Here is a 23821-nt window from a genome sequence, read left to right as displayed (position 1 = left end):
AAAGGCGGCTTGTACTGTGAGTGGAATTGAATGGCAACACATTTTCGATTTACAGCTCGCCATCGAATCATTTCCGTACATTTTGCAAGGGATTGGTTACACCATACTCATTTCTTTTGGCGGTATGCTGTTCGGGCTGATACTAGGCTTCTTCCTGGCATTAGGTAGAACGTCTAAATTAGTACTATTCAGGTGGCCGACACGTATCTTCATATCCTATATGCGGGGTACGCCGATGCTTGTATTCCTATTTTTACTTTATTTTGGCTTACCCAACATCGGAATTCAATTCTCAGCCGTCACAGCTGCTTTAATAGGCTTCAGCCTTCACTCTTCGGCTTATATGGCCGAGATTATCCGGTCGTCGCTTAACTCAATCGATAAGGGGCAATGGGAAGCTGCCACTGCTTTAGGGATGTCCTATTGGCAGTCATTGTTTTTTGTGATTTTACCTCAAGCAACACGAATTGCTATTCCACCGTTGTCGAACGTTTTGCTAGACCTGATCAAAGCCTCTTCATTGGCTGCGATGATTACCGTGCCCGATTTGTTTCAACGCGCAAAAATCGTTGGGGGCAGGGAGTTCGACTATATGACTGTTTATATTTTGGTGGGCCTAATCTATTGGGGCATTTGTCTACTTGTAGAAGTATGGCAAAATCATTTGGAAAAACGTACTACGTACAACTAATAATTCTGTATCCAGCTATCATTTCTGCAATGCATAGCCATGTGATATAATTAAAAAATAAAAAACAATATTGAGGAGCAACTAACATGTTAAAAGACTTCTTTATCGGATTATCCCAAAACCAGCTATTAAATAGCGCGGCAAAAAAATACGGTTTGAAAATGGGTGCCCAAAACGTTGTAGCAGGAACTAATGTAGCTGAAACAATCCAAAGTATCAAAGAACTTAATGCCCATGGGATCTCTTGTACAGTAGATAATCTTGGAGAGTTTGTCTTTGAAAAAGAGGAAGCATTAGCGGCAAAAAAACAAATTCTTGAAGTAATCGAAGCCATTCATGAACATGGAGTGGATGCTCACATTTCATTAAAACCATCTCAATTGGGTTTAGATATAGATATTGATTTCTGTTTGGAAAACCTAAAAGAAATCGTTGCTAAAGCGAAGAGTTACGAAATTTTCATCAATTTCGATATGGAAGACCATGCTCGTTTGCAACCATCATTTGATCTTCTTGATGAGTTATCTGTGGACTATGACAATATTGGAACGGTTATTCAAGCTTATTTCTTCCGCGCTGTAGAAGATATTCAAAAATATAAAAATTTCCGTTTGCGTATTGTAAAAGGTGCTTATAAAGAGACTGAAGCATACGCTTATCAAGATAAAAAAGAAATCGATGAAAACTATATTCAATTGATTGAATGGCATTTATTAAATGGTAAATTCACATCAATCGCAACACATGATCATCATGTCATTAACCATGTAAAGCAATTTGTTAAAGACAATGACATTCCGAATGATAAATTCGAGTTCCAAATGCTATACGGTTTCAGAAAGGATATGCAATTGCAATTGGCTAGCGAAGGGTATAATTTCTGTACATACGTTCCTTTCGGAAATGACTGGTACGGCTATTTCATGCGTCGCCTTGCTGAAAGACCACAAAACTTGAATCTTGTTGTTAAACAAGTGTTCAATAAAAAAACAAATACAATTCTTGGATTGGCTGTCGGAGCTTTCGCTCTTGGAAGAGTTACCAAGAAGAAATAAATAAATTCGAAAAGGATGTAAAATGGGGAATTCCTCATTTTACATCCTTTTTCAATTTACCCGACAGTTACGATCACTACGAAGTAAATAACCATTGCAATCAAGCCAATCGGAACACCAAAACGAGCCCATTCACTGCTTTTAATATGTAGTTTTCCAGCAGCGATGATATTTGGGATATTTCCCGGTATTAACATGCCGCCACTAATTAATAGTCCAAGTAAAAGAGCTTTAATTGTTGAATCATTCATAACGGGGCTGATTTCTGCCGCAGCTAATGTAGCGTTATCGAGCACTGCTGAAATCATATTAATCCAATATAATACAAGAGGGTTTAAATCTAAGAGGTATCTTTCGATAAATGGTTCGAAACCTGCACCAAGCAGCGTCAGTGCCATTACGAACAAATACACTTTAATCCCACGAATAATGATATCCATATACGATTCAGTTCCTCGATTAACTTTCAAGCTGCTTAACTTATTTGAAGGCTTAATAATAATTGCCGCCAGTATGCCAAAAGCAATGACGCCCGGAATGATATCAGGGCCGATTAAACGTAACAAATAAAAAAAGTCAGCATCCAATTTACTTGTTGCGATTGTTGACAGGGGTTCCCCGATTGGTGTAAGAACAGCACCAAGACCAATTGAATAACAAGCAATGATGACAAGACGGATTTCCGATTTACGGTCAAGGCGCAAAACGCCTACAATTGCGACCAGTACAATTGCGGCAATAATTGCTGTAATAACACTTGAAAGGATTCCTAAAACGATAACGATAAGTGCTAAGAATAAGCGGAATGGAATTGTTTTGCTCATGCCTCGTATACTTTTTTCAAATGGTTTTTGAAGCCAACGGAATAATAATCCGGCGAAAATAACGGCTAGGGTTATATGTAACGGATCCTTGATCGCTTTAACGATCAAAGCCGAGTCAAGTACTTGACTGACAAGTACCGCGAAAATCCCCATAATGAATAAAAAAACTTCCAAGTTCCGTTCAACTATTTTTACTGTGAACGGCAAAAATAATACCAGTAGTAAAATAATTGATAAGCCAAGTAACATAATTAGCCTCCTTTTCATTCTAATCTAAAAGTAGAGTCAAGTTCATCTTATCATTGAAACGGAAATAGAAAAACAATTTATCTGTTAAACAAATCAGAAGGATTAGTAGTGTCGTCTACTCTGAAATCAAAAAGCATGATCGGTATGAGGTAACGGATTCTCTATTCTGATGAGCAAGTGAAAAATAGTAGAAATCAGACTTTTTCAGATGTTTAATACACAAAAAAACCGCTTGGGTTATCTAAGCGGTTTGGTTTCTTACTACACTCAATTGAATAAAAATTTCAACTCCAAAACTTCGTGTATTGCGCAATTAGCTCCGCTTTTTTCATTAGCAATTAGAATAGTGAAAATAATGACCCACTCAATTTAGCTCGTTTATTTATATTTTGCATCGTCCTCCTTTTCTAACTGTTTAACAATTCTTTCCAATAACTTATTGAGTGTCTCTGCATCAGTATTCTGCGAGTTATTCTGTAGTTGTTCTTTTTTTAAGTCGTCAATTTGACTCTGTAATTTATCAAGTTCTTGTTGCTGCTGAATGTCAGAAATCCTACTTTCTTCTATTGAAATAGCGCCACCAAGGGTTTGGAGGGCATCCCCAAATGTAGAGATTGCTGAACCCCATAATGCAATTTTAGCACCAGTATCCGATGAACTATCATTTTTTTGTGATCCGCCATTGAATAATGAGTCGTATCTACTCAAAATCATCGCCCCTCAACCATATTAACTAACGAATATTTTCATTCTATTAGATAGTTTATGTTCATACTATTGAACAGGGAACTTACTGCTAAATAGCCATTGTTTAGTTGACCGCATGTTGTTGTTTTCTAGATTAAAAACTTATGATGAAAAAAACAGCCCCGTATACTCACGGGACTGCTTGTTATATTTCAAGCGTGTTTAGCGTACGCCTTTCATAAACCGCTGGATAACCGGTGACACTGCAAATAAGAGGATACTTATGATAATCGCAGTCCCACCAATGATTCCGAAATACATCATTTCGGATTCTGGTGTGTATAATTTTACAAGCTGTGCGTTAAGCGCTTGCGCAGCTGCGTTCGACAGGAACCATAGACTCATCGTCTGTGCAGAGAACGCTGCAGGCGCGAGTTTCGTCGTTGCAGACAGTCCGACTGGTGATAAACACAGTTCGCCTAAGACGACCATAAAGATACTTAGAATCAGCCACATCGGGTTCACTAGTGTATCTGTCCCGCCAAAGTAACCGGGAAGTAAGATGACAATGAATGATAAACCGGCAAACAGGAGACCTAGGGAGAACTTCTGAGGAATATTCGGTTGCCGATCACCAAGTTTCATCCATAGCCATGCAAAAACCGGTGCCATTGTAATGATGAACAATGGGTTAAATGATTGGAAAAAGGCCGGTGAAATTTGATAGCCTAAAATATTAAGATTTGTTCGTGTATCTGCATAGACTGCAAGAATTGTTGAGCCTTGCTCAGCAATTGCCCAGAATACGACAGCTGCCAGGAAGAGCGGAATGAACGCAATAATTCGTGACCGTTCCACATCATTCGTTTTTGGACTTCTATACATAACAACAAAATAAACCGTTGGAATAAGGAAGCCGAGGATCCCGACAATTACAATGAATGATTCAAAAGTCAACCAGCCACGAGGGATGGCAATCGCAACTAGAATCCCAATTGTTACAGCGGCAATTGTGAAAATTGAGAATACTCTTTTCTTCTCTGTCGGTTGCAATGGATTTTGAACTTGTGTACCTGCAAGACCAAGATTTTTCTTTTTTGTTAAAACGAAAACTAATAATCCGAAAAACATCCCGACTGCAGCAACTCCGAATCCTAAATGGAAACTTGTTTTCATTAAACTGCCGACGATTAGTGGAGAGATGAATGCACCCAAGTTAATACCCATATAGAAGATGCTGAATCCTGCATCACGACGGTTGTCGTTTTCAGGGTAAATGTCACCAACGACACTTGAAACGTTTGGTTTAAGTAATCCTGTCCCAATTACGATTAGAATCATCGAAACAAAGAACAGTGAGATGTTACCGGGAATCGCAAGTGCAATATGACCAAGCATAATGAATATTCCACCATAAAAGATTGCTTTCGATGTACCGAAAACTCGGTCAGCCAACCAACCGCCAATAATTCCCGACATGTAGACCAAGGATCCGTAAATTGACACGATGGACAAAGCGACTGTTTTATCTAATCCAAGTCCACCATTTGATACCTCGTAGTACATATAGTACACAAGGATTGCTCTCATACCGTAATACGAGAAACGTTCCCAGAATTCTGTGAAGAATAATGTGAACAAACCTTTAGGGTGCCCGAAGAATCCTTTTTGCGGGACACTCTCCACGATCTGTTTCTTAGTTATCTGTGACATCATGCTACCTCCTTCATATTTTACTATAATACAATCAATCGTTTTCAATTGTCAAAAATAATTATTGGAAACGCTTTTATTTCTAATAACGCCTTTATTTAGATGTTTCTATATACCGGAAACCTTCTAATAATAACAAATAGATATTTTATAATAACGAATTAATTATTTAATGAAAGTTTAAAATTTTAGCACACATGTATAACTGTTGTTTTTCATAGAGTGAAGGGATGATAGAAACTAAATCCGAAGGGAAGTCTGTAATTAAGTGGAGAAAGGAGTTTGTTCGGTAACCTTTCGTAGAAATATAATGGTGACTGTTTAAGGGCGTCCAAGTAAACCAGTCGTCCTAGCGAGCGTCTTGTTTGAATCACCGGATGAAAAGGGTTTCGCATTAAATATGGCTGCAATTGCAATTTTGGAAAGTGAGATTCCAGTATTCCTGCACTCCATTACTCAGCAAGGGATGATTGTCAGTGTATTACATAACCAGTGGCTTAATATACAACCAACAATCATGTACATTGATATCCAATCCGTTGAACCCACACTAGATTTCGCAAGGAAATTAGCGTATTCCTTTACTTTGTTGAGCAGTTATCCGAGTGGAGACTAACTATTCGAGGAGGAGAAACGTTGGAAATCTATGATGTCGTTTTAATTCCGCTTATCATTGGAATCGTATCTTTGTTGAAGATGTACGGAATGCCAAGGAAGTTATTGCCGGTCATGGCTCTTATCTTCGGTGTTGTAGGGGGCGTAATATACATTTATCCTGAAGATATTAAAGCGGGTATACTCGTCGGTTTGATGATGGGCTTATCTGCAAGCGGATTGTATTCTGGAGGGAGAACGGTGATTGAGAAAACGGAATAGAGATAACGTGAAAATCCCCTTAGTAAATGGAAACCTTAAGGGGTTTTTTGCATATGAATATATAGTTATTTTTCATCTAGTAAAAGAGCCATTTTCAATAAAACTGCATCGTGAAAAATTGAAGGGTTATAGCCACTTATTTCTTCTATCTTCCGTAGCCGGTACGTCAATGTATGACGGTGAATTTCTAAGGTTGAGGCCGCTATCGTGTTGTTCTGATTGCAAGAAAAGTAGATGGATAGTGAATGCTTCAATTGTTCGTTCAACCCATTCAAAACCCTATTGGAAAACTGGGTTGTTTCAGTAGATGAGGTGTTCCTTTTCAGCAGAGCCAACAATTCGACGTCTTCAAAGTAGATAAGATGTTGTGTTGGTTTTGCAAATTGAAGTGCATTTTTTGCGGTGGTATAGGAATAGCGAATTTGATCTAAAGAATTGACGGTATAGCCAACGCCGATTCTCACAAAGGAGTCTTTCTGCAAAGTAGGTAGTAATGCAGAAAGCTTCCTCTTCAGATTAGTTTCCGTCATTCCGCTTATTAAAATGAATACTTCATTTAACTGTGAATGCCCAATGAGGACTGTGTTTTTTTCAAATTGATTTTCCAACTTTTCAATGATTCTTTGTGAGGAAGGTAGGAAATTTTCAAATTCAATTAATAGCGTTGAGAACGGGCTTATTGTGCTAAATTCCAAAAGGGAAAGCCTCTCCTTAACAATCAGTGATAGTGGTTCACCACTCACTAATTCTTCGAAAATAAGCTCCTTCAGCTTTCGTTTCCATTCTGCGCGTGAAGTGATGAGTGATTGGTGAACCATCATTTCAGTGGTTAACTGTACAAGTGTTGCAATCTCTCGGAGTTCTTCGGTATTACCGGTTATCCCAATGACACCAACCAATTGTTGCTGGAAATGAATCGGCATGTTAACACCCGGTTTTGTGCCATGCCATTCCGCTATGTTATCATCCGTTATCCACAAAACTTCCTCCGTTTTTGCTACATATGCTGCGCCCTCATGTATTTTATTGATTCTTATTTCTTCTCCCGAAGCTAAAATCATTCCATTTGTATCCATGACATTCAAGTTATGGTTTAATCGAATCATGGTTTGCTCAACAATTTCATCAGCAAGTTGTTTTGTTAACATATTCTATCCCCCGTGTATAAAATTTACGAAAGTATTATGAATGAATCTATACACTTAGTATAATGTATTTTCAGAATTTTACCACTATACTCTTTGTAAGCGCTTTAGTTAAGGAGAGATAATTATGATAGTTGTCGTAGCACCAGATTCATTTAAAGGTAGTTTGACTGCCGTTCAAGCGGCGCAGGCGATGGCGGCAGGTATTCGTGATGCTGACCCCTCTATCGAGACAGTAATGCTTCCTGCGGCTGATGGCGGGGAGGGGACAATGGACAGCTTGGTTGGAGCTACTGGTGGGAAGACAGTAGCTGTCATTGTGCAAGATCCGCTTGGTCGAAAAGTTGAGGCGTGTTATGGCATCTTAGGCGATGAAGAAGTATGTGTTATTGAAATCGCGGAAGCTTCTGGGTTAATGCTTTTGCAGGAAAATGAACGAAATCCACTAGTTACATCGACGTATGGCACCGGTGAGTTAATTGTTCATGCGCTTGACGCGGGCTTACGTAAATTTATTATAGGGCTTGGTGGTAGCGCAACGAACGACGGTGGTGTTGGCATGTTGCAGGCGTTCGGAATGAGCTTTGTTGATGCTGATGGAATGGAATTGGCGAGGGGTGGGGGCTCACTTGGCGACCTCCATACAATCGACATGCTTCACTTTGATAAACGAATTTCAGAAAGCAACTTCCTCATAGCTTGTGATGTAGAAAATCCAATTGTCGGGATTGATGGCGCTTCCGCTGTTTTTGGTCCTCAAAAAGGAGCTTCCCCGGCAGTAGTAGATATCCTCGATAGAAATTTAACAAAGTTAGCCAATGTAGTAGAACAACTAACTGGTATTTCTCTCCACGGAAAAAAAGGATCTGGTGCGGCTGGAGGTGCAGGGGGTGCTTTTCAAGCTTTCTTTCCTGGGGAAATGAAACAAGGTATTCAAGTCGTGTTAGATGCAATTTCGTTTGATGAATATGTAATGGATGCCGACCTAGTTATTACAGGTGAAGGCAAAACGGATAGTCAGACATTATCGGGTAAAACACCATTTGGAGTTGCTAAAGTAGCGCAGAAGAAAGGGAAGCCTGTCATTCTTATTTCAGGTGCATTGGATGAAGAAAGCAGAGATCTATTGACGTCGATGTATAGCGAACTTCATGCAATTGCGGATGGGACGGTTTCATCAAAAGAGTCTATTGAACATGCAAGTCATTATTTAAGAGCAAAAACGAAGAAGGTAATGGAAGATTACTTGACTAAAAAAATAAAAGGGGTGTAGGGATGTTATTTGCGGTTATTACTCTTGGTGTTATCCTAATTGTTTTATTGACGGCTGTTTTCAAAGTTCATCCATTTTTGTCTTTGTTACTTGGCGCATTCTTTGTTGGAATCGCTTCTGGCATGCCGTTATTAACAGTCGTTGAAAGCGTTAATGACGGGTTTGGCGGATTGATGAAGTCGATTGGAATTGTCATTGTTGCCGGAACAATCATTGGTGTTATTTTAGAGAAATCTGGTGCGGCGTATCGCATGGCGGAAGTCGTTTTACGGTTGATTGGTGAAAAGCGCCCTCAACTGGCTATGTCACTTATTGGGTTTATTGTATCAATTCCAGTATTTTGTGATTCAGGATTCATTATATTATCAAGTTTGAAAAAAGCACTTGCGAAACGGGCGAAAGTTGGGATTGCATCAATGTCAGTTGCACTTGCAACCGGTTTGTATGCAACACATACATTAGTGCCTCCAACACCGGGACCAATTGCTGCAGCGGGTAATATCGGTGCTGCAAATTATTTAGGGACCATTATTCTAATCGGGCTTTTAGTTGCAATTCCAGCGGTTTTCGTTGGTTATTTATGGGCAGTTAAAGTCGCCTCTAAAATCGAAGTGCCAGAAGATACAGAGGAAGGCGGGCTGAATTACGAAGAGATTGTGAAGTCATTCGGAGAAATGCCTTCAACTTTTAAGTCGTTTCTTCCGATTGTCCTGCCTATTATTTTGATCGGAACCGGATCAATAGCAGCTCTTACTGGTGAAGACACAGGTATGATCAACTTTCTACGATTTTTAGGAGCACCATCTGTTGCGCTGTTATTCGGGGTATTAGTAGCATTTCTTTTACTCCCTAAATTTAATGAAGAAACGTTATCAGGCTGGATTGGTGAAGCACTGAAACAAGCAGCTCCTATTCTACTCATTACGGGAGCGGGAGGAGCATTCGGGAAAGTTATTTCAAATTCAGGTGTTGCAGATCTAATCGCAAATATGAATATGGACGCGTTAGCTGGTGGTGCATTGTTCCTGCTTATTCCTTTTATCATCGCAGCGGCATTGAAAACAGCCCAAGGTTCTTCAACTGCTTCACTTGTCATCACGTCAACATTAATTGCACCACTGTTGCCTTCATTAGGCATTGAAGGAGCTATTCCACTGGCGCTTGTTGTAATGGCGATAGGGGCCGGAGCGATGACTGTCAGCCATGTGAACGACAGTTTCTTCTGGGTTGTCACCGAATTCAGTGGTATGACAGTGACGGATGCGTATAAGGCGCAAACGATGGCGACACTGTTACAGGGCGTAACAACAATTATAGTTACGATGTTGCTATGGATCGTTCTTGTATAACTATATAGGTTGAATTTTTGAATTTCGTATGTGAACTCAGGTAAGCATCCCCTAAGCGCTTTTCAATGGAATCATTATCTAGTAGGGTGAAAAGTCTGTTTTGATAGCCTACATCAGGCAATCAAGCCAGACTTTTTTGCGTGTTTCATTACACAAAAACTTATTATTCATAAAAGTGTATACTTTGTGGTGACAGAAGATTCCGGACGGTATATACTATATTAAAATGAGGAGGTGATTTGGATGAATACACCATTGGTATTGCCGCAATTCCTCGATCGGGCGGTTGCTTTATATGGGGGGAAAGATGCTGTACATTGTGAAGGTCGTGTTTTTACATACGCTCAACTAAATGAAAGAGTCAATCAGCTGTCTCGTGGTCTGCGTGATTTAGGCATTCAAAAAGAAGATCATGTTGCCTATTTAGCAGGGAATTCGCTAGAAATGCTGGAAGGATTCTATGGTGTTTTTCAAGTAGGCGCCGTCATGGTACCGCTAAATATTCGATTGAAACCTGAAGACTATGTATTTATCCTGAATCATAGTGAATCTAAGGTACTTTTTGTAGATCAAGATCTTTATGCATTAATTAAACCTGTGATAGATCAATTTAAAACAGTTAAACATATTATTGTTCATTATAAAGATCCTGAAACACTAGAAACGGGCTATGACGACTGGCTGGCTAGTTATTCGTCTGCTTCATTTGATCGCGCTGAACTGGATGAAAATGATGTGTGCAGCTTGCTTTATACGAGTGGAACAACGGGAGATCCAAAAGGGGTCATGTTGACGCATCGTAATAATTATCTACATGCGCTAAGTACGATGCATCATTTGAGGGTCACTGACTCGGATGTCTATTTGCATGTGCTCCCAATGTTCCATGTCAATGGCTGGGGCTCTCCTTTTTACTACACTGCAAATGGTGCTACACATATTTGCTCAAGAAAATCGACACCTGAATCCATTTTTAAAGCATTACAAGAACATAAAGTATCCATTTTGCATATGGCACCAACCGTATTAAATGCATTGCTAATTTATCATGATCAGCATCATCCGGTCATCAATCAAGACATTCGCGTGGTGATTGCAGGATCTGCGCCGCCTCCTGCTTTCATCACACGCGTCGAAGAAGAGTTAGGCTGGGAATTCATCCAAGTATATGGCATGACGGAATCAGCACCACTTAGCCTAATTTCGACGATTCGCTCGCATTTGACTGACTTGTCAAAACAACAACAGACCGAATTGAAAGCGAAGGCAGGTTACTCGATGATTGGGAGCGATGTTCGAATCCTCGGTGAATTTGGAGAAGAAGTAGCGCATGATGGGGTACAAGTCGGGGAAGTGGCAGTGCGTAGTCATGGTGTTATGAAAGGCTACTGGAAGAATGACCGAGCCACGGAGCAAGCGTTGCAAAACGGCTGGCTTCTGACAGGAGACATGGGGACCATTGATGAAAATGGCTACATCAATATTGTTGACCGCAAGAAAGATGTAATAATTAGTGGCGGAGAGAATATATCATCGATTGAAGTAGAAGGTGTATTATATGGACATCCTGCGGTACTGGAAGCTGCTGTCATTGCGGTTCCACATGAGAAGTGGGGGGAGACACCGCACGCATATATTGTATTACGCGAACATAAAACCGCAACAGAACAGGAAATCATTACATTCTGCAAAGAAAAGTTAGCCCACTTCAAAGCCGTGACAGGCATCACTTTTGTCGATGAACTACCAAAAACAGCATCCGGTAAAATTCAAAAAGTCCAAATCCGAGATGCTTACTGGGAAGCAAAAGGAATAACGGGGCGCTTGGTGAATTAATGAATGACACAAAAGCTTGCGCGTGCACAAGAGGAATCCCCCTCTTTATGCACGCGCAAGCTTATTTACTTTTCCTTCTCATAACAAGCAGGGATAATCCGAAAAACAGCAACGTTGTACCAATTAGGTACATAAAACTAAATAACTGAGTAGTTTTTTTACCGTTGATGTCGTATAACATGCCCATATCGATTTCGAATGCTTGTTTCATAGCGACTGGAGCTGTAGAAAAGGCCTCTAGAAGGGGCGCCTCCATTATTAATTGCCGAAACAGGGCAGCTGAATGGGAAACAGGGAAAAGCTTGACAACTGCTTGGATGTAATCAGGCAGGCCTCCAATCGGAATATAGATGCCAGCTAAAAAACCAAGAAGTGTTCCAATGACCGTGCTTGCTGCGGCAAATGCATTTGACGTTTTGAAAAAGGAAACCAAAAGAAGCACCATCGATCCGCTTGCCAATACGGATAAGATAATTACTCCGCCTGCCGCTATCAATTTACCGAACGACAGTACCACATCTCCAGAAACGAAGAGGAACACATTTGAAGCAATGAGTGTGATCATACACATGATGAATCCTACAACCAAGGCACTGATTATATAGCCACCCACCAACCTCGGTCTTGAAATAGGAGAAGAGTAAAAATCCATGTATGTTTTATTTGCGCGATCTTCAACCAGGATGCCAAATGAGCCAAGTGTGGTCGTCATTGAGGTTACCGCTAGGATTCCAGCGATGAACCACGTAGTGAGGACTGCCTTTTTTGCGGGGAAGTCCGGAAGTCCTTTGGCAGTCATATCACCTAAGAATAAAACGTACAGTGCGATTAGAATAATGACGGCTAGAAGCGAGAAGAAGACAGTGGCTTTATCCCGAAAGTACAATAAGATATTTCGTTTAGCAAATGCTATCATCCTGATTCACAACCTTTCCATTGATAGCGATAAAGACATCATCCAAACTGGATTTCTTCACTTCAAAAGCTGAGATAAAAGAAGTGAATTTCGCTAAAATTGGTATAGCATCTGTAGTATGGCTAAGGCGGATGTGAAAAAGCGACCTTTCTTCATTGAATTCCAAACCATTTAACATTAGCAAGCTACGCAGTTCATCTGCCCGCTCCGTAGAAATCGTCAGTAAATCCGTTGAATAGTCATTTTTCAACTGTTCGGGCGTGCCTTTTGCAACGATGCTGCCTTCCTTCATAACAACGACATAATCCGAGTTCGCTGCTTCTTCAATGTAATGTGTCGTTAGAAAAACAGTCATGCCTGTTTCTTTTTGAAGTTGCAGTATGGTTGCCCATATGTTTTTTCGACTTTGCGGATCGAGTCCGGTTGTTGGTTCATCCAAAATTAAGATGTTAGGTTTATGAATGAGGGCGCGCGCAATATCCACTCGCCGTCGTTGTCCACCCGACAAATGCCCATAAGGTCTATTAGAAATAGATTGTATATCCACGACATCCATAACCCGAGTAATCGCAACCTTACGCTCTTTCCGCGTCATCCCATAAAAAGATCCCCTAATCGCTAAATTCTCTTTGACAGTCAATAAAGGATCAAGTAAGTTCTCTTGAAATACAACACCGATTTCTTGTCGAATGGCTTGGTCCTGTTTTCCAACAGTGTAGCCATTAATAACCACACCCCCTTGGTCTTGCTTTAGGAGTGTCAATAAAATTGAAATGGTCGTTGACTTACCAGCACCATTGGTTCCTAAAAAAGAGAATAACGCTCCTTCGTCTACGTAAAAACTAATATCGTTTACAGCCTTGACTTTACCAAAAGATTTCGATAATCGCTCTACTTCAATGATCCTTTTCATTGGATACCCCCCACTTTTAGCACTTAATGATAATTGAATTATATCATTTGTCTGTCAGTTTAGTGACGCTATATTTGTTGAATTCTTGAATACTGTATATAAACTAGCGTAGGCGCCTTACAGGGGTAGCCGAAGCGGTAAGACTGGCGTAAGGAAGGCAGTGTAAGTTCGCGCGGCGTGTCGCAATGACTGCATGACCTGCATCCCGCAGGCCCAAGCGTTATGGAGTGGAATCATTCCTTCAACTCCCTCTATAAATGTATGAGCAGTGCTTAGTCATTTATTAATCCACTAAAATCGGCTATGATAGGACAAGGTACATATTAGAAATGGAAGTGTTGTCATGAGTCAATTAATTATAGAAAACCTTACGAAGACCGTTGGGGAGAAAACATTGTTTAAAGATATAGCGTTTACGGTCATAAGCGGAGAAAAAGTCGGTCTGCTCGGTATCAATGGAACAGGCAAATCGACGTTACTGTCGATTATTGCAGGAGTCGAACAAGCCGATTCGATTTCGGCGGAACACCCGAATAGATACCGCATTGTTTATTTACCACAAGAGCCAGAAATTGACCCGGAACTTACAGTGATGGAAACGGTGTTCAAGAGTGATGCTCCAATTATCAAGGTCAACTTGGAGTATGAGTATGCACTTCAAGCACTTTCGGCAGATCCGGAATCTACACTAAACCAGGAACAATATTCAAAGTTCCAAATCGAGATGGACGATCTATCTGGTTGGGATATAAACTCAAAAGCACGTACGATTTTATCGAAACTTGGCATTGAAACGTTCGATAAGAAGATGGGCGAGCTTTCCGGCGGACAGAAAAAACGGGTTACACTTGCAAAAGTACTAATTGAACCAGCCGATCTCTTGCTGCTAGATGAACCGACAAACCATCTCGACGTCGATTCAATTATGTGGCTGTCAGATTACTTGAAAAATGAACAAGGAGCTGTCATCTTTGTAACCCATGACCGCTACTTTTTGGACGAATTATCCACTAATATCTATGAACTTGCAGATAAAACGTTATATGCACATACAGGTAACTATGGGAATTATCTTGAATCGAAAGCGATTCGTGCGGAGATGGCTGCATCGACGGACGATAAACTACGAAATCGCTACCGTTCAGAACTGAAATGGATTAGACGAGGTGCGAAAGCTAGATCGACGAAGCAAAAAGCACGGATTGACCGCTTCGATGACCTATCGGAGAAAGTCAAAAAAGAAGACAATGGTGGAGAAATGGAAGTCGCGCTTAAGTCGACACGTCTTGGTAAAAAAGTGATTGAAGCGGTGGGCATCTCGAAGTCGTTCGGCGGAAGAAAAATCATTGATAATTTCTCAAGTATCCTACAATCAGGTGATCGTATCGCGGTTGTCGGGCCTAACGGGGCAGGGAAAACGACATTATTAAATATGTTTTCTGGAGAAAGTGAACCGGACAGCGGAATCATTGACAAAGGAACGACAGTAAAAATTGCTCATTTCCAACAACACACGCCAATAATGGATGAGAAAAAACGAATTATCGAATATATTCGTGATACGTCGAATGATATCGAAGGTGCTGATGGGGCACGAATTTCAGCCTCACAGATGTTAGAGCGGTTTTTATTTCCTACAAAAGCACACGGCACGCCTATCGGTAAATTATCAGGTGGCGAGCGAAAACGACTTTATTTATTGAAACTGCTGATGGAACAACCAAACGTCATGCTGTTGGATGAGCCGACAAATGACCTCGACCTTGAGACGCTTTCTGTTCTGGAAACGTTCATCGATACATTCCCTGGCGTTGTCATTACAATTTCGCATGACCGGTTCTTCCTAGATCGAACGTCAACAAAACTATGGGTTATGGATGGGTCAGGGGATATCGACACATGGTTTGGTATTTACTCTGATTTCCTTGAAACCTATGTGCCTAAAGAAAAAGTGGTACACGAGCCAATCGTTGAGGTAGAAAAGCCGGCTCAACAGGAACAAAAAAAGAAAATGTCGTACGCCGAAAAGAAAGAGTACGAAACAATTGAATCGGATATCGAAAATGTCGAGAAGTTGATTGAATCGACAGAGGCAGAAATGGCATCCACCGGCTCCGATTACGATAAACTCAGAGAACTGACAGCAACACTTGATGAACTGAACGGCAAATACGACACACTCATTGAACGTTGGTCTTTTTTGCAAGAATTGAATAAATCCTAACGAAAGGAGCAAATACACTTGAAAATTGTAACGATTGAACCAACGCCAAGTCCCAACTCCATGAAAATCGTGCTCGACACGGAGTTACCAAAAGGGACGAGTCATAATTATAAAAAAAGTGATGCAGAAACAGCATCATTTCCAGCTTCAGCATTATTGAATATTAATGGTGTAAAAGGAATCTATCACGTCATGGACTTCATGGCGGTCGAACGAATTAGTAATGTCGCATGGGAATCGATTCTTGCAGACGTTGAAGCCGTTTTCAATGAGGAACAAAGTGAGCAGACAGAAGCAACAGTAGAGATTGACGACAGCTACGGCGAAGTATACGTACACGTTCAGACCTACAAAGATATCCCTCTTCAAGTGAAAGTGTTCGATAGTGAATCCGAAGAACGTTTTGGACTAAGTGAACGCTTTGTACAAGCGATGGAAAAGGTTCGTGGACGTGAAGTGGAAAACTATATTTTGCTGCGTAAATGGGCAGATTATGGAATCCGTTACGGAGAAAAAGCCGAAATCGGTGAAACCGTCAGCCAGGAAATAGAGGCGGCGTATTCAGAAGAACGCTTGCTAGTTATTATCCAGCAGGCAAATGAAGGACATAGCGAAGGCATTCAACGTGGACGGAAAATTTCATTGGAGGAGTTCTCGGTCGACCAATGGGAAACTAGATTCCAGCTACTTGATCAAATTCCTGACCCCGACATGTCGGATGCACCACTTCTTGAACGGGCACTGGACGATGAAAAAATGTCAATTAGACGTCTTGCAACTGTCTATCTTGGTATGATTGAAGACGACGCGGTCATTCCGTATGTTGAAAAAGCACTTAAAGATAAAAGTTGGGCAGTGCGTCGGACGGCGGGAGACTGCATGAGCGACCTTGGTTTCGAAGGGTTCGAACAGGCAGCAATCGAAACATTGAATGATAAAAATAAACTGGTTCGCTGGCGTGCGGCTATGTTTTTATACGAAACAGGAACTGACAAGGCTTTGCCGGCTTTGAAAGAGGCTGAAAACGATCCAGAGTTTGAAGTTAAACTCCAAATCCGTATGGCAATTGCACGAATTGCTGAAGGCGAAGATGCCAAAGGTTCTGTTTGGAAACAAATGACAGAGGCGCGTACGGCTTCAAAAGAGTAATGTGACGACTACATTTATCAATATGTTAAACGTTAGTGGATGTGAAAACTTGCATTCTGCTAACGTTTTTTCTAAAGGAAAGATAGGAGGAAGTCGTATGAAGCTGTTGAAAATCCTTCTCCTCATTGTATTAATTATTGGTGGAGCTGGGTATGGAATCTATTATGTGGGAACCAATATCGCATCCGACAAAATAATGAACGTCGTAACTGATGAAATAGAAAATAGCGGACAGATAAATGAAATTAAGAAAATGGTAGCCAATGACCCTGAATTAATGCGTTACATTGAAGAAGGTGCCAATATTGAAGAAAGTAATCTTCCCTTCACGACAAAAGAGCAGGCAACCAGATTATTAATCAAAAGAATCGGGTTCAGTGAACTCCAAGCGATTCAATCTAACGCCCAAAAGGGTATGACGAATGACGAAATACAGGAGCTTTTAAAAGATATTGAAGGAAAACTCACAGAGGAAGAGGTTCTAGCATTAAAGGTTATTGCTTATAAAGAATTCCTTAAATGATGCTGATTCCATTCATTAAGTAGTGGGGATGATTTGAAGCCAAATCACCCTTCTTTTATGTATGCCATTTTGGTGATATAGTAGACTACTTGTGATTCTTTTTTAGGGATTTCATCACATACATATGCACTATTTTCAATCAGAGAAAGGTCGTTAGTGAACATGGGACCACTTAAAGGAAATAAACGAATACGGTTTGCTTTACTTCTTGGAACATTAGCAGCGATGGGTCCGTTAACAATTGATATGTATTTACCTTCATTCCCTACAATCGTAAGTGCTTTTGGCACTACGGCTACCTATGTACAGGTCAGTTTAACTGCCTGCCTACTAGGTATCGGGTTAGGTCAACTTATTCTCGGCCCAATGAGTGATGTCCATGGACGGAAAAAGCCGTTGCTTATTGCACTTATTGCCTATTTCGTCGCATCAATTTTATGTGTATTTTCCCCGAATATCGGGTTCTTCATTGCAGCACGTTTCTTGCAAGGCTTTGCCGCGGCTGCGGGTATCGTTATTTCAAGGGCTGTCGTCCGAGATTTATATAGCGGACGAGAATTGACCAAGTTTTTCGCTTTACTCATGCTGATTAATAACTTGGCGCCAATCCTCGCACCAGTTCTTGGAGGAGGCATCCTCGCGTTTACTGAGTGGACTGGTGTATTTGCTGTTTTAAGCGCAATCGGCTTTTTGCTATTTGTCATTGTCCTATGGAGAATGGATGAAACATTGCCCGAACAAATGCGCGTTCCAAGTAACCTTTCTCATACATTAAAAAACTTTCTGTCACTGCTGAAAAATAAACAGTTTATGGGGTATGCACTTGCACAAGGTTTCATCATGGCCGGCATTTTTGCTTATGTTGCCGGGACACCCTTCGTTTATCAAAATATATATGGAGTCTCACCACAGAAATTCAGCTTATTATTCGGGATGAATGGATTTGGACTAATTATCGGCACCCAGGTAGTAGGACGCTTAACAGGAGTTGTCTCAGAAAAACGATTTTTGGAATCAGGTTTGTTCATCTCTATCACTTCAGGTACATTGCTACTGATTGCCGTGTTACTGAATGGACCACTTATTACAATCGTTGTACCTATTTTCTTTTTTGTCGCTTCGATTGGTATCATTTCGACATCCTCCTTTTCACTCGCGATGGAAAAGCAAGGGCATATTGCGGGTAGTGCATCGGCATTACTTGGATTACTGCCATTCATTTTAGGCGCAATCACGGCACCACTTGTCGGAATAGCGGGGGAAGAAACCGCAATTCCGATGGGAGCTATTATCTTCGCTTCAAGTTTAATTGCAGTCCTCGCGTATTTTGGACTTTCAAGAGTCAAAGTCGAACAAAACTAACAGACAGCCGCCAGCTCAAATGAGAGTAGGCGGCTGTTTTCTATTATCCGGTGATTGTACACACTGTCACGCATTGCCTGAATATAATGGCAATACCGGTCGAATAGAGGCGTTAGGAGAGAGGGCAGTGAAAGAAATCATCATCGCGTTAGTCAGTTCTTCAATTACAATCATTATCACAAGTTTTTTTAATTATCATTTTCAGCTAATGAAAGAGATTCGAAACGAAGCGGTTAAATATAAAACAGAAATCCTGAAAAATGTTTATACCCCAGTATTAAAATTACTCGTAGCGGCTACTGTGCCAGGTGACGGATATGACGGGATTACAAAAGAGTCTTTTTTTGAAATTGAAGACGTAATTAAAAGGAACTATGAGCTAGTTGATCCTGATTTAGATTCGATTATTTGGGCCATTAAAAAGGACATCAGGTGGGAACACTACGAAGATAGTTTAAAGTTATTTGATAAAAATAAGCGATTATTAAGACACGTCGAACGAAATTTCAATTTTTATAGGAAACAATTAGGTTTGCCGTTTAACAAAAACAAACTCAAAAAGTCTTGATAATTAACTAAATCGGACATATTGAAACGTTAAGTTTTGACATGTCCTCTACATATTTATTCTAAAACGGACAAGTGCCGCCATCACAAAACACATAGTGAATAATATAGATAGAAAGGTATTTTTAGGTTGCCGTGGCAATATAAAAAAGACAAATACTTTTTAATAGGACACAAAAAGGAGGTGTCACAAAATGGTTAAAATCGTAATCGATGCTGGGCACGGATTCAATACACCTGGTAAACGTTCTCCGGATGACGAGCGGGAGTGGTCGTTTAACAATAAAGTAGCCAAATACGCTATTGCTAAACTAAAGACATACAAAAACGTGGAAATTCTACGTGTGGATGACCCAACAGGTAAGACGGATGTTCCACTTACTACACGCACAACTCTAGCGAACGAGTGGCAAGCCGATGTATATGCTTCTATCCATCATAATACCCTAGCGGATAAATGGGGCAGCCATAGCGGTATTGAAACATATACAATGGACAACCCAACGGCGAACCAAAAATCAATTGAAATTGCTGGCGCTATTCATCCGAGGATTGTAATGGCTATGGGGATAAGTGATCGAGGGATGAAGCGTGCCAACTTCCACGTTCTTCGGGAATCCGCTATGCCGGCATTCTTAAGCGAGGGAGGATTTATGGATTCAACAGTTGACATTCTAAAGTTACGGGATAATCACTATTTGCAAGCCCAAGGTGAGGCAATCGCAGAAGGATTGGCTATCTACTTTAAATTGCAGCTGCTAACTTCTTCGGTAGGCAGTCCGATACTATCACCAAAGGAAGGGGCGAATAAATTGTATAAACCATCGTCGCAATCACTTATCAATTCGACAAGCGCCTTTTTAAAACGACTTGAAAAGATGCCAGATGGCCCGTTATCTCCAACTTGGCATGACAAGCTATTGAAGGGAACATTGACGGATTCGGATGCAATTGGGCTCTTGTATGTAGCGATTGAACGTGGCCTTTTGGTAGATGGGAAGTAAGTGCTTGTCATTTGTTCGTAAGAAGGTGAAATGAAAAAGATTAGCTGCAACTAGAACCATGGAGAAAACGAAACAAGCCATCTTTTCTTGATTGAGAAGATGGCTTGTTTTAATTAAAACCTGATTACTGCGATGGGAAAAATGTTTAGGATTCAAGATAGAATACTAATTGAATTGGCGAATGTACAAAGAGCCCATTTAGTGGCTCTTTTTATAAATTCTATGTAGTAGTCCGACAAATCCATAAATAATGGAAAAGTAAATCTTGATACCTACTCCCTATCGGTGTAATATTACACTAATAGGTGTTGTAAGTAACCTCGGGAAAGGAATTAACATATGAATAAAGAGCAAGTGATTGAACTTATTTCCAGTAAAATTAGACTTATTCGGTTAGAAAAAAATTATTCGCAAGAAAAAATGGCAGACATTATGGGCATGTCCAAAAAAACACTTATCCAAATTGAAAAAGGAAGAACGTTATCGGGCTGGACAAATGTAATTGCGGTCTGTGCGTTATTCAGAGATAGCGAAATTTTGCGGTCTGCTTTAGGTGATGAACCCTTAGAAATCGTTGAAACTATTGCACACAATGGAATAGATAGACCAAGAGATAGGTCAATGGGGGGAAGAGTTTGGTGGCAAGAAATTGATAATCAAGGGAGTTTTCGATTGCAACAAAATGTCATTAGCCAACATTATCGAATTTTAGACGACAAAAATTATCGATGGTATAGCTCGTTTGAAGAGCAAGAAGCCTTAACTCGTTTAAGTGAGTTATTTAAAGGGGAGTCATCTGACGAAGGCGAAAAGTAAATTTGTTTGGGAGGATCTTATGAAAGTACAATGGTTGATTGTGTCTTTGATTCCAGCTCCGTTCCTTTTCCATTACTATGAATATGGACAGCATATGAAAAATGAAGAAGCTACTTTTCTACTCGCAAGCTCTATATTGTACGTGGTAGTATCAGGTCTTTTATCAGGAGCAGTAAAACTGCGATACATTTTTTGTGTGAATATAATAACTGGTATATTATCAGTGTTTTTGGCTTCTAATTTTATTGTGGATGAGGGTGGCTGGTTTAAACCTGTTGGCAGGGATGGTGCAGTTGTATTCGCAGCATTCGTTTTTTTTACAGGACAATTATTGGTAAGGTTGTTTTTGAGGGCATTTTTCGTGAAAAATAATGCTTGAAATATACCTATATATCAACAAATGACGTAACATAAGCACAATTGTTTACGTAGCTTGAATTAAAAATGTGGTTTTCTTTATGAAAAGAATAGTTGAAATAACTATTTAATTATTTGTGTTCTTATCTTTTCAGCTTATATAGCTTACGACAAGAATCATACTGTTGGAAAAATAGAAAACTATTTGGAGCAAAAGGGATATATTGGTAAAATTATAGAAAAGGAAGTTCGTTACGATTTTAAAATAGGAGAATAATGATTTCAAAAGAGGGGATTGAGGATATGAAGGTGATGATTTATAGTTCTTTTGTAATCATAGGTCTTATATTGGCAACCATTTTAGGCACGCTTGGTCAAGATACATCTTATAATTTAAATGAACGTTTCCCTGCAATTGAGTTAACAACAGCTATAACTATCGTAACTTTCATTAGTATTGGATTATATATAATTATCCCTATTTCATTATTTATTTTCCATAAAACTGAGAAAATACTCCTTATTGTGAGTGTTACTGCATGTGTCTTAATAGGGCTCCCGATTTCTATATGGTCATTTTTTGTTTGGGGGATGTGGATGGGTTAATTTAATAAAATCTTTTGCATTAACGGTCACGATTGTTGAAGATCATTAGCCTAATTCCTCGTTCAAGATACGGAGGAGTTAGGCTTTTATATCTTTCAAAATCCTTATTGAACACCTTATCGAAAAGGACTAAGCCACAGATAGCGGGCAAGGGTCTGATAATCTAGTTTTAGCAATAACAACGCAAGGTATGGACTATATAAAAAACAAATAACTGCATGTATCAAGCAATTAATAGAAGAACGTCCGCCCGGGTGTTTTTTTGTTCACTTAAAAATAAGCAACGATTGAATGGAATAACTAAAATAAACCATAACAACTAACACAAAACTAACATTTAAAGTGAAGAACCGTGAAAAGATATGAAAGACAAGGTAGAATGGAACTCGTGGAACTTAATTTACTAAGCGATTTTGAACACATATGAAAAGGGGCGAAAACATGAATGCTTACGACGAGTACATGAAGGGCATTGTGAAACCGATGCGTGAAGAGCTTGCACAAAATGGATTTACGGAACTAACGACGGCTGAGGACGTTGAAGCAACAATGAAATCACTTGAGGGGACAGCGCTTGTCGTTATCAACTCGGTTTGTGGATGTGCCGCGGGTCTTGCACGTCCAGCAGTTAGAGAAGCATTACAGGAAGCTGAACATAAACCAAATCACTTGTTCACAGTATTTGCAGGACAAGATAAAGAAGCGACAGCTATGATGCGGGATTATTTCCCGGAAGTTCCGCCTAGCTCACCTTCTATCGCACTTTGGAAAGATGGGGCACTCGCGTACTTTATCCCAAGAGAACAAATCGAGAATTTTGAGATGGGGCAAATTAAAGACCATCTATCGGAAGTACTCGATCAAGTTTGTAAATAATGAGTACAGTCATCACGACCGCTGGCAGGCCTGATGATCAATCGCTACAACTTGCGTTAGAAGCGTCTGAAATTCTAGGCTATCCGATTGTCGAACGCAAAAAACAAGCGGTTTCCCGAATACAAAACACAAACGGTTCGGATGTTATTGTTGCGGGGAAAAATCGATATGATTTATATCGTATCGGAATGGAAGAACCGTTTTTCTTTCATCCTAATTCTGCAGCATTCAGATTGAAACGGTTATTGAAGGGTGAAACAGATCCGCTAATCGAAATAACTCAATTGAAAAAAGATGATTCGTTTCTCGATTGTACACTTGGGCTTGGCTCTGACAGTATCATCGCTTCTTTCGTAACAGGTGAAGGCGGCAAAGTGTTGGGCGTAGAAGCAGATCCCGCTGTCGCGTTCATAACTGGACGGGGTCTGCGCTCGTTTCCAACTGAGTCAGAGCAACTTGTTCAGGCTATGACTCGGATCGAAGTCATCCAGTCTGAAGCAGTTGAGTTTTTGAGCCAACAAGCGGATTCATCGTGGGATATTGTCTATATCGATCCGATGTTTCATGCACCTATTTCGGAATCGACCAATTTCACGCCACTGCGTCAAGCTGGCGTGCATAGTACGCTGACAGATGAATGGATAGAACAAGCCCAACGTGTATGTAAGCGGCGGGTTGTTGTGAAAGATCGGTTTGATTCACCAGTATTCGAGCAATTTGATATGGAACGAATAATTAGACCGAACACGAAGTTCCATTTTGCTTTTATCGGAAAATGAAAAACGCCGTCCTCCTCAAATTGAGGGCGAC

At 40.3% G+C, this 23821-nt stretch carries 23 protein-coding genes and 1 pseudogene; 18 read left to right on the top strand and 6 right to left on the bottom strand.

Annotated elements, in window-relative coordinates:
• Positions 1-16 precede the first annotated feature (16 nt).
• Together H2672_RS07605 and H2672_RS07600 are read left to right on the top strand one after the other, a co-directional pair.
• Positions 17-691, top strand: coding sequence for an amino acid ABC transporter permease (locus tag H2672_RS07605; RefSeq protein WP_186670719.1), 675 nt, complete (start codon positions 17-19; stop codon positions 689-691).
• Between the two features lie 86 nt (positions 692-777).
• On the top strand, positions 778-1746 hold the full coding sequence (locus H2672_RS07600; protein WP_186670718.1) for a proline dehydrogenase family protein: 969 nt from the start codon (positions 778-780) through the stop codon (positions 1744-1746).
• A 56-nt stretch (positions 1747-1802) separates the two neighbouring features.
• Here H2672_RS07600 and H2672_RS07595 read toward each other — a convergent pair whose 3' ends face one another.
• The 3 genes from H2672_RS07595 to H2672_RS07585 all read right to left on the bottom strand — a co-directional run bounded on the left by H2672_RS07595 (position 1803) and on the right by H2672_RS07585 (position 5219).
• Positions 1803-2819, bottom strand: a complete 1017-nt coding sequence (locus tag H2672_RS07595) for a DUF1646 family protein (protein WP_186670717.1) — start codon at positions 2817-2819, stop codon at positions 1803-1805.
• Positions 2820-3197: 378 nt separating this feature from the next.
• Positions 3198-3527: a hypothetical protein gene (locus H2672_RS07590; RefSeq protein ID WP_186670716.1), complete on the bottom strand. Its 330-nt coding sequence runs from the start codon at positions 3525-3527 to the stop codon at positions 3198-3200.
• Positions 3528-3728: 201 nt separating this feature from the next.
• Complete coding sequence (locus tag H2672_RS07585; RefSeq protein ID WP_186670715.1) at positions 3729-5219, bottom strand: peptide MFS transporter; 1491 nt, start codon at positions 5217-5219, stop codon at positions 3729-3731.
• 268 nt (positions 5220-5487) lie between these two features.
• On the opposite strand from H2672_RS07585, the pseudogene H2672_RS07580 reads away from it, so the two are divergent.
• Positions 5488-5835: pseudogene (locus tag H2672_RS07580) on the top strand (DUF1259 domain-containing protein).
• A 20-nt stretch (positions 5836-5855) separates the two neighbouring features.
• Positions 5856-6095 (top strand): hypothetical protein, encoded by a 240-nt coding sequence (locus tag H2672_RS07575; RefSeq protein WP_186670714.1) that lies wholly within the window; start codon positions 5856-5858, stop codon positions 6093-6095.
• Between the two features lie 65 nt (positions 6096-6160).
• Here the strand turns inward: H2672_RS07575 and H2672_RS07570 are convergent, their stop codons facing one another.
• Positions 6161-7243, bottom strand: coding sequence for a CdaR family transcriptional regulator (locus tag H2672_RS07570; RefSeq protein ID WP_186670713.1), 1083 nt, complete (start codon positions 7241-7243; stop codon positions 6161-6163).
• A 124-nt stretch (positions 7244-7367) separates the two neighbouring features.
• Here H2672_RS07570 and H2672_RS07565 point away from each other — a divergent pair, with 124 nt between their 5' ends.
• The 3 genes from H2672_RS07565 (at position 7368) to H2672_RS07555 (ending at position 11698) form a co-directional block, all read left to right on the top strand.
• Positions 7368-8513 carry a glycerate kinase gene (locus H2672_RS07565; RefSeq protein ID WP_186670712.1) on the top strand — a complete coding sequence of 382 codons (1146 nt, stop codon included), beginning with the start codon at positions 7368-7370 and terminating at the stop codon, positions 8511-8513.
• 2 nt (positions 8514-8515) lie between these two features.
• Positions 8516-9862, top strand: a complete 1347-nt coding sequence (locus tag H2672_RS07560; RefSeq protein ID WP_186670711.1) for a GntP family permease — start codon at positions 8516-8518, stop codon at positions 9860-9862.
• A gap of 243 nt (positions 9863-10105) precedes the next feature.
• Positions 10106-11698, top strand: a complete 1593-nt coding sequence (locus tag H2672_RS07555; RefSeq protein WP_186670710.1) for a long-chain-fatty-acid--CoA ligase — start codon at positions 10106-10108, stop codon at positions 11696-11698.
• Between the two features lie 61 nt (positions 11699-11759).
• On the opposite strand, the gene H2672_RS07550 is transcribed toward H2672_RS07555, so the two are convergent.
• Positions 11760-12614, bottom strand: coding sequence for an ABC transporter permease (locus H2672_RS07550; protein ID WP_186670709.1), 855 nt, complete (start codon positions 12612-12614; stop codon positions 11760-11762).
• Entirely contained in the window at positions 12598-13527 is a 930-nt protein-coding gene (locus tag H2672_RS07545; RefSeq protein WP_186670708.1) for an ABC transporter ATP-binding protein, read from the bottom strand. Before H2672_RS07545 ends, H2672_RS07550 begins: the two co-directional genes overlap by 17 nt.
• Before the next feature lie 343 nt (positions 13528-13870).
• Here H2672_RS07545 and H2672_RS07540 point away from each other — a divergent pair, with 343 nt between their 5' ends.
• The 11 genes from H2672_RS07540 to H2672_RS07490 all read left to right on the top strand — a co-directional run bounded on the left by H2672_RS07540 (position 13871) and on the right by H2672_RS07490 (position 23790).
• A complete protein-coding gene (locus tag H2672_RS07540) occupies positions 13871-15751 on the top strand; it encodes an ABC-F family ATP-binding cassette domain-containing protein (RefSeq protein ID WP_186670707.1) in 1881 nt (626 codons plus the stop codon).
• An 18-nt stretch (positions 15752-15769) separates the two neighbouring features.
• Positions 15770-16900 carry a conserved virulence factor C family protein gene (locus H2672_RS07535; protein WP_186670706.1) on the top strand — a complete coding sequence of 377 codons (1131 nt, stop codon included), beginning with the start codon at positions 15770-15772 and terminating at the stop codon, positions 16898-16900.
• 97 nt (positions 16901-16997) lie between these two features.
• Entirely contained in the window at positions 16998-17423 is a 426-nt protein-coding gene (locus H2672_RS07530; protein WP_186670705.1) for a hypothetical protein, read from the top strand.
• A gap of 162 nt (positions 17424-17585) precedes the next feature.
• On the top strand, positions 17586-18785 hold the full coding sequence (locus H2672_RS07525) for a Bcr/CflA family multidrug efflux MFS transporter (protein ID WP_186670704.1): 1200 nt from the start codon (positions 17586-17588) through the stop codon (positions 18783-18785).
• A 127-nt stretch (positions 18786-18912) separates the two neighbouring features.
• Positions 18913-19353, top strand: a complete 441-nt coding sequence (locus tag H2672_RS07520; protein ID WP_186670703.1) for a hypothetical protein — start codon at positions 18913-18915, stop codon at positions 19351-19353.
• Between the two features lie 193 nt (positions 19354-19546).
• On the top strand, positions 19547-20356 hold the full coding sequence (locus tag H2672_RS07515; protein ID WP_186670702.1) for an N-acetylmuramoyl-L-alanine amidase family protein: 810 nt from the start codon (positions 19547-19549) through the stop codon (positions 20354-20356).
• A gap of 339 nt (positions 20357-20695) precedes the next feature.
• Positions 20696-21172 carry a helix-turn-helix transcriptional regulator gene (locus tag H2672_RS07510; RefSeq protein WP_186670701.1) on the top strand — a complete coding sequence of 159 codons (477 nt, stop codon included), beginning with the start codon at positions 20696-20698 and terminating at the stop codon, positions 21170-21172.
• A gap of 19 nt (positions 21173-21191) precedes the next feature.
• Positions 21192-21551: a hypothetical protein gene (locus H2672_RS07505; RefSeq protein ID WP_186670700.1), complete on the top strand. Its 360-nt coding sequence runs from the start codon at positions 21192-21194 to the stop codon at positions 21549-21551.
• Between the two features lie 281 nt (positions 21552-21832).
• Positions 21833-22135 (top strand): hypothetical protein, encoded by a 303-nt coding sequence (locus tag H2672_RS07500; RefSeq protein WP_186670699.1) that lies wholly within the window; start codon positions 21833-21835, stop codon positions 22133-22135.
• A gap of 441 nt (positions 22136-22576) precedes the next feature.
• A complete protein-coding gene (locus H2672_RS07495; protein WP_186670698.1) occupies positions 22577-23011 on the top strand; it encodes a BrxA/BrxB family bacilliredoxin in 435 nt (144 codons plus the stop codon).
• Positions 23011-23790, top strand: a complete 780-nt coding sequence (locus H2672_RS07490) for a class I SAM-dependent methyltransferase (protein WP_186670697.1) — start codon at positions 23011-23013, stop codon at positions 23788-23790. Before H2672_RS07495 ends, H2672_RS07490 begins: the two co-directional genes overlap by 1 nt.
• Positions 23791-23821: the final 31 nt, after the last annotated feature.

The sequence above is a fragment of the Sporosarcina sp. BP05 genome (genome assembly GCF_014282005.1).
Classification (GTDB): Bacteria; Bacillota; Bacilli; order Bacillales_A; family Planococcaceae; genus Sporosarcina.
The sequence above is the reverse complement of the archived record's forward strand: the minus strand, read 5'-3'. Positions and strand labels throughout refer to the sequence as shown.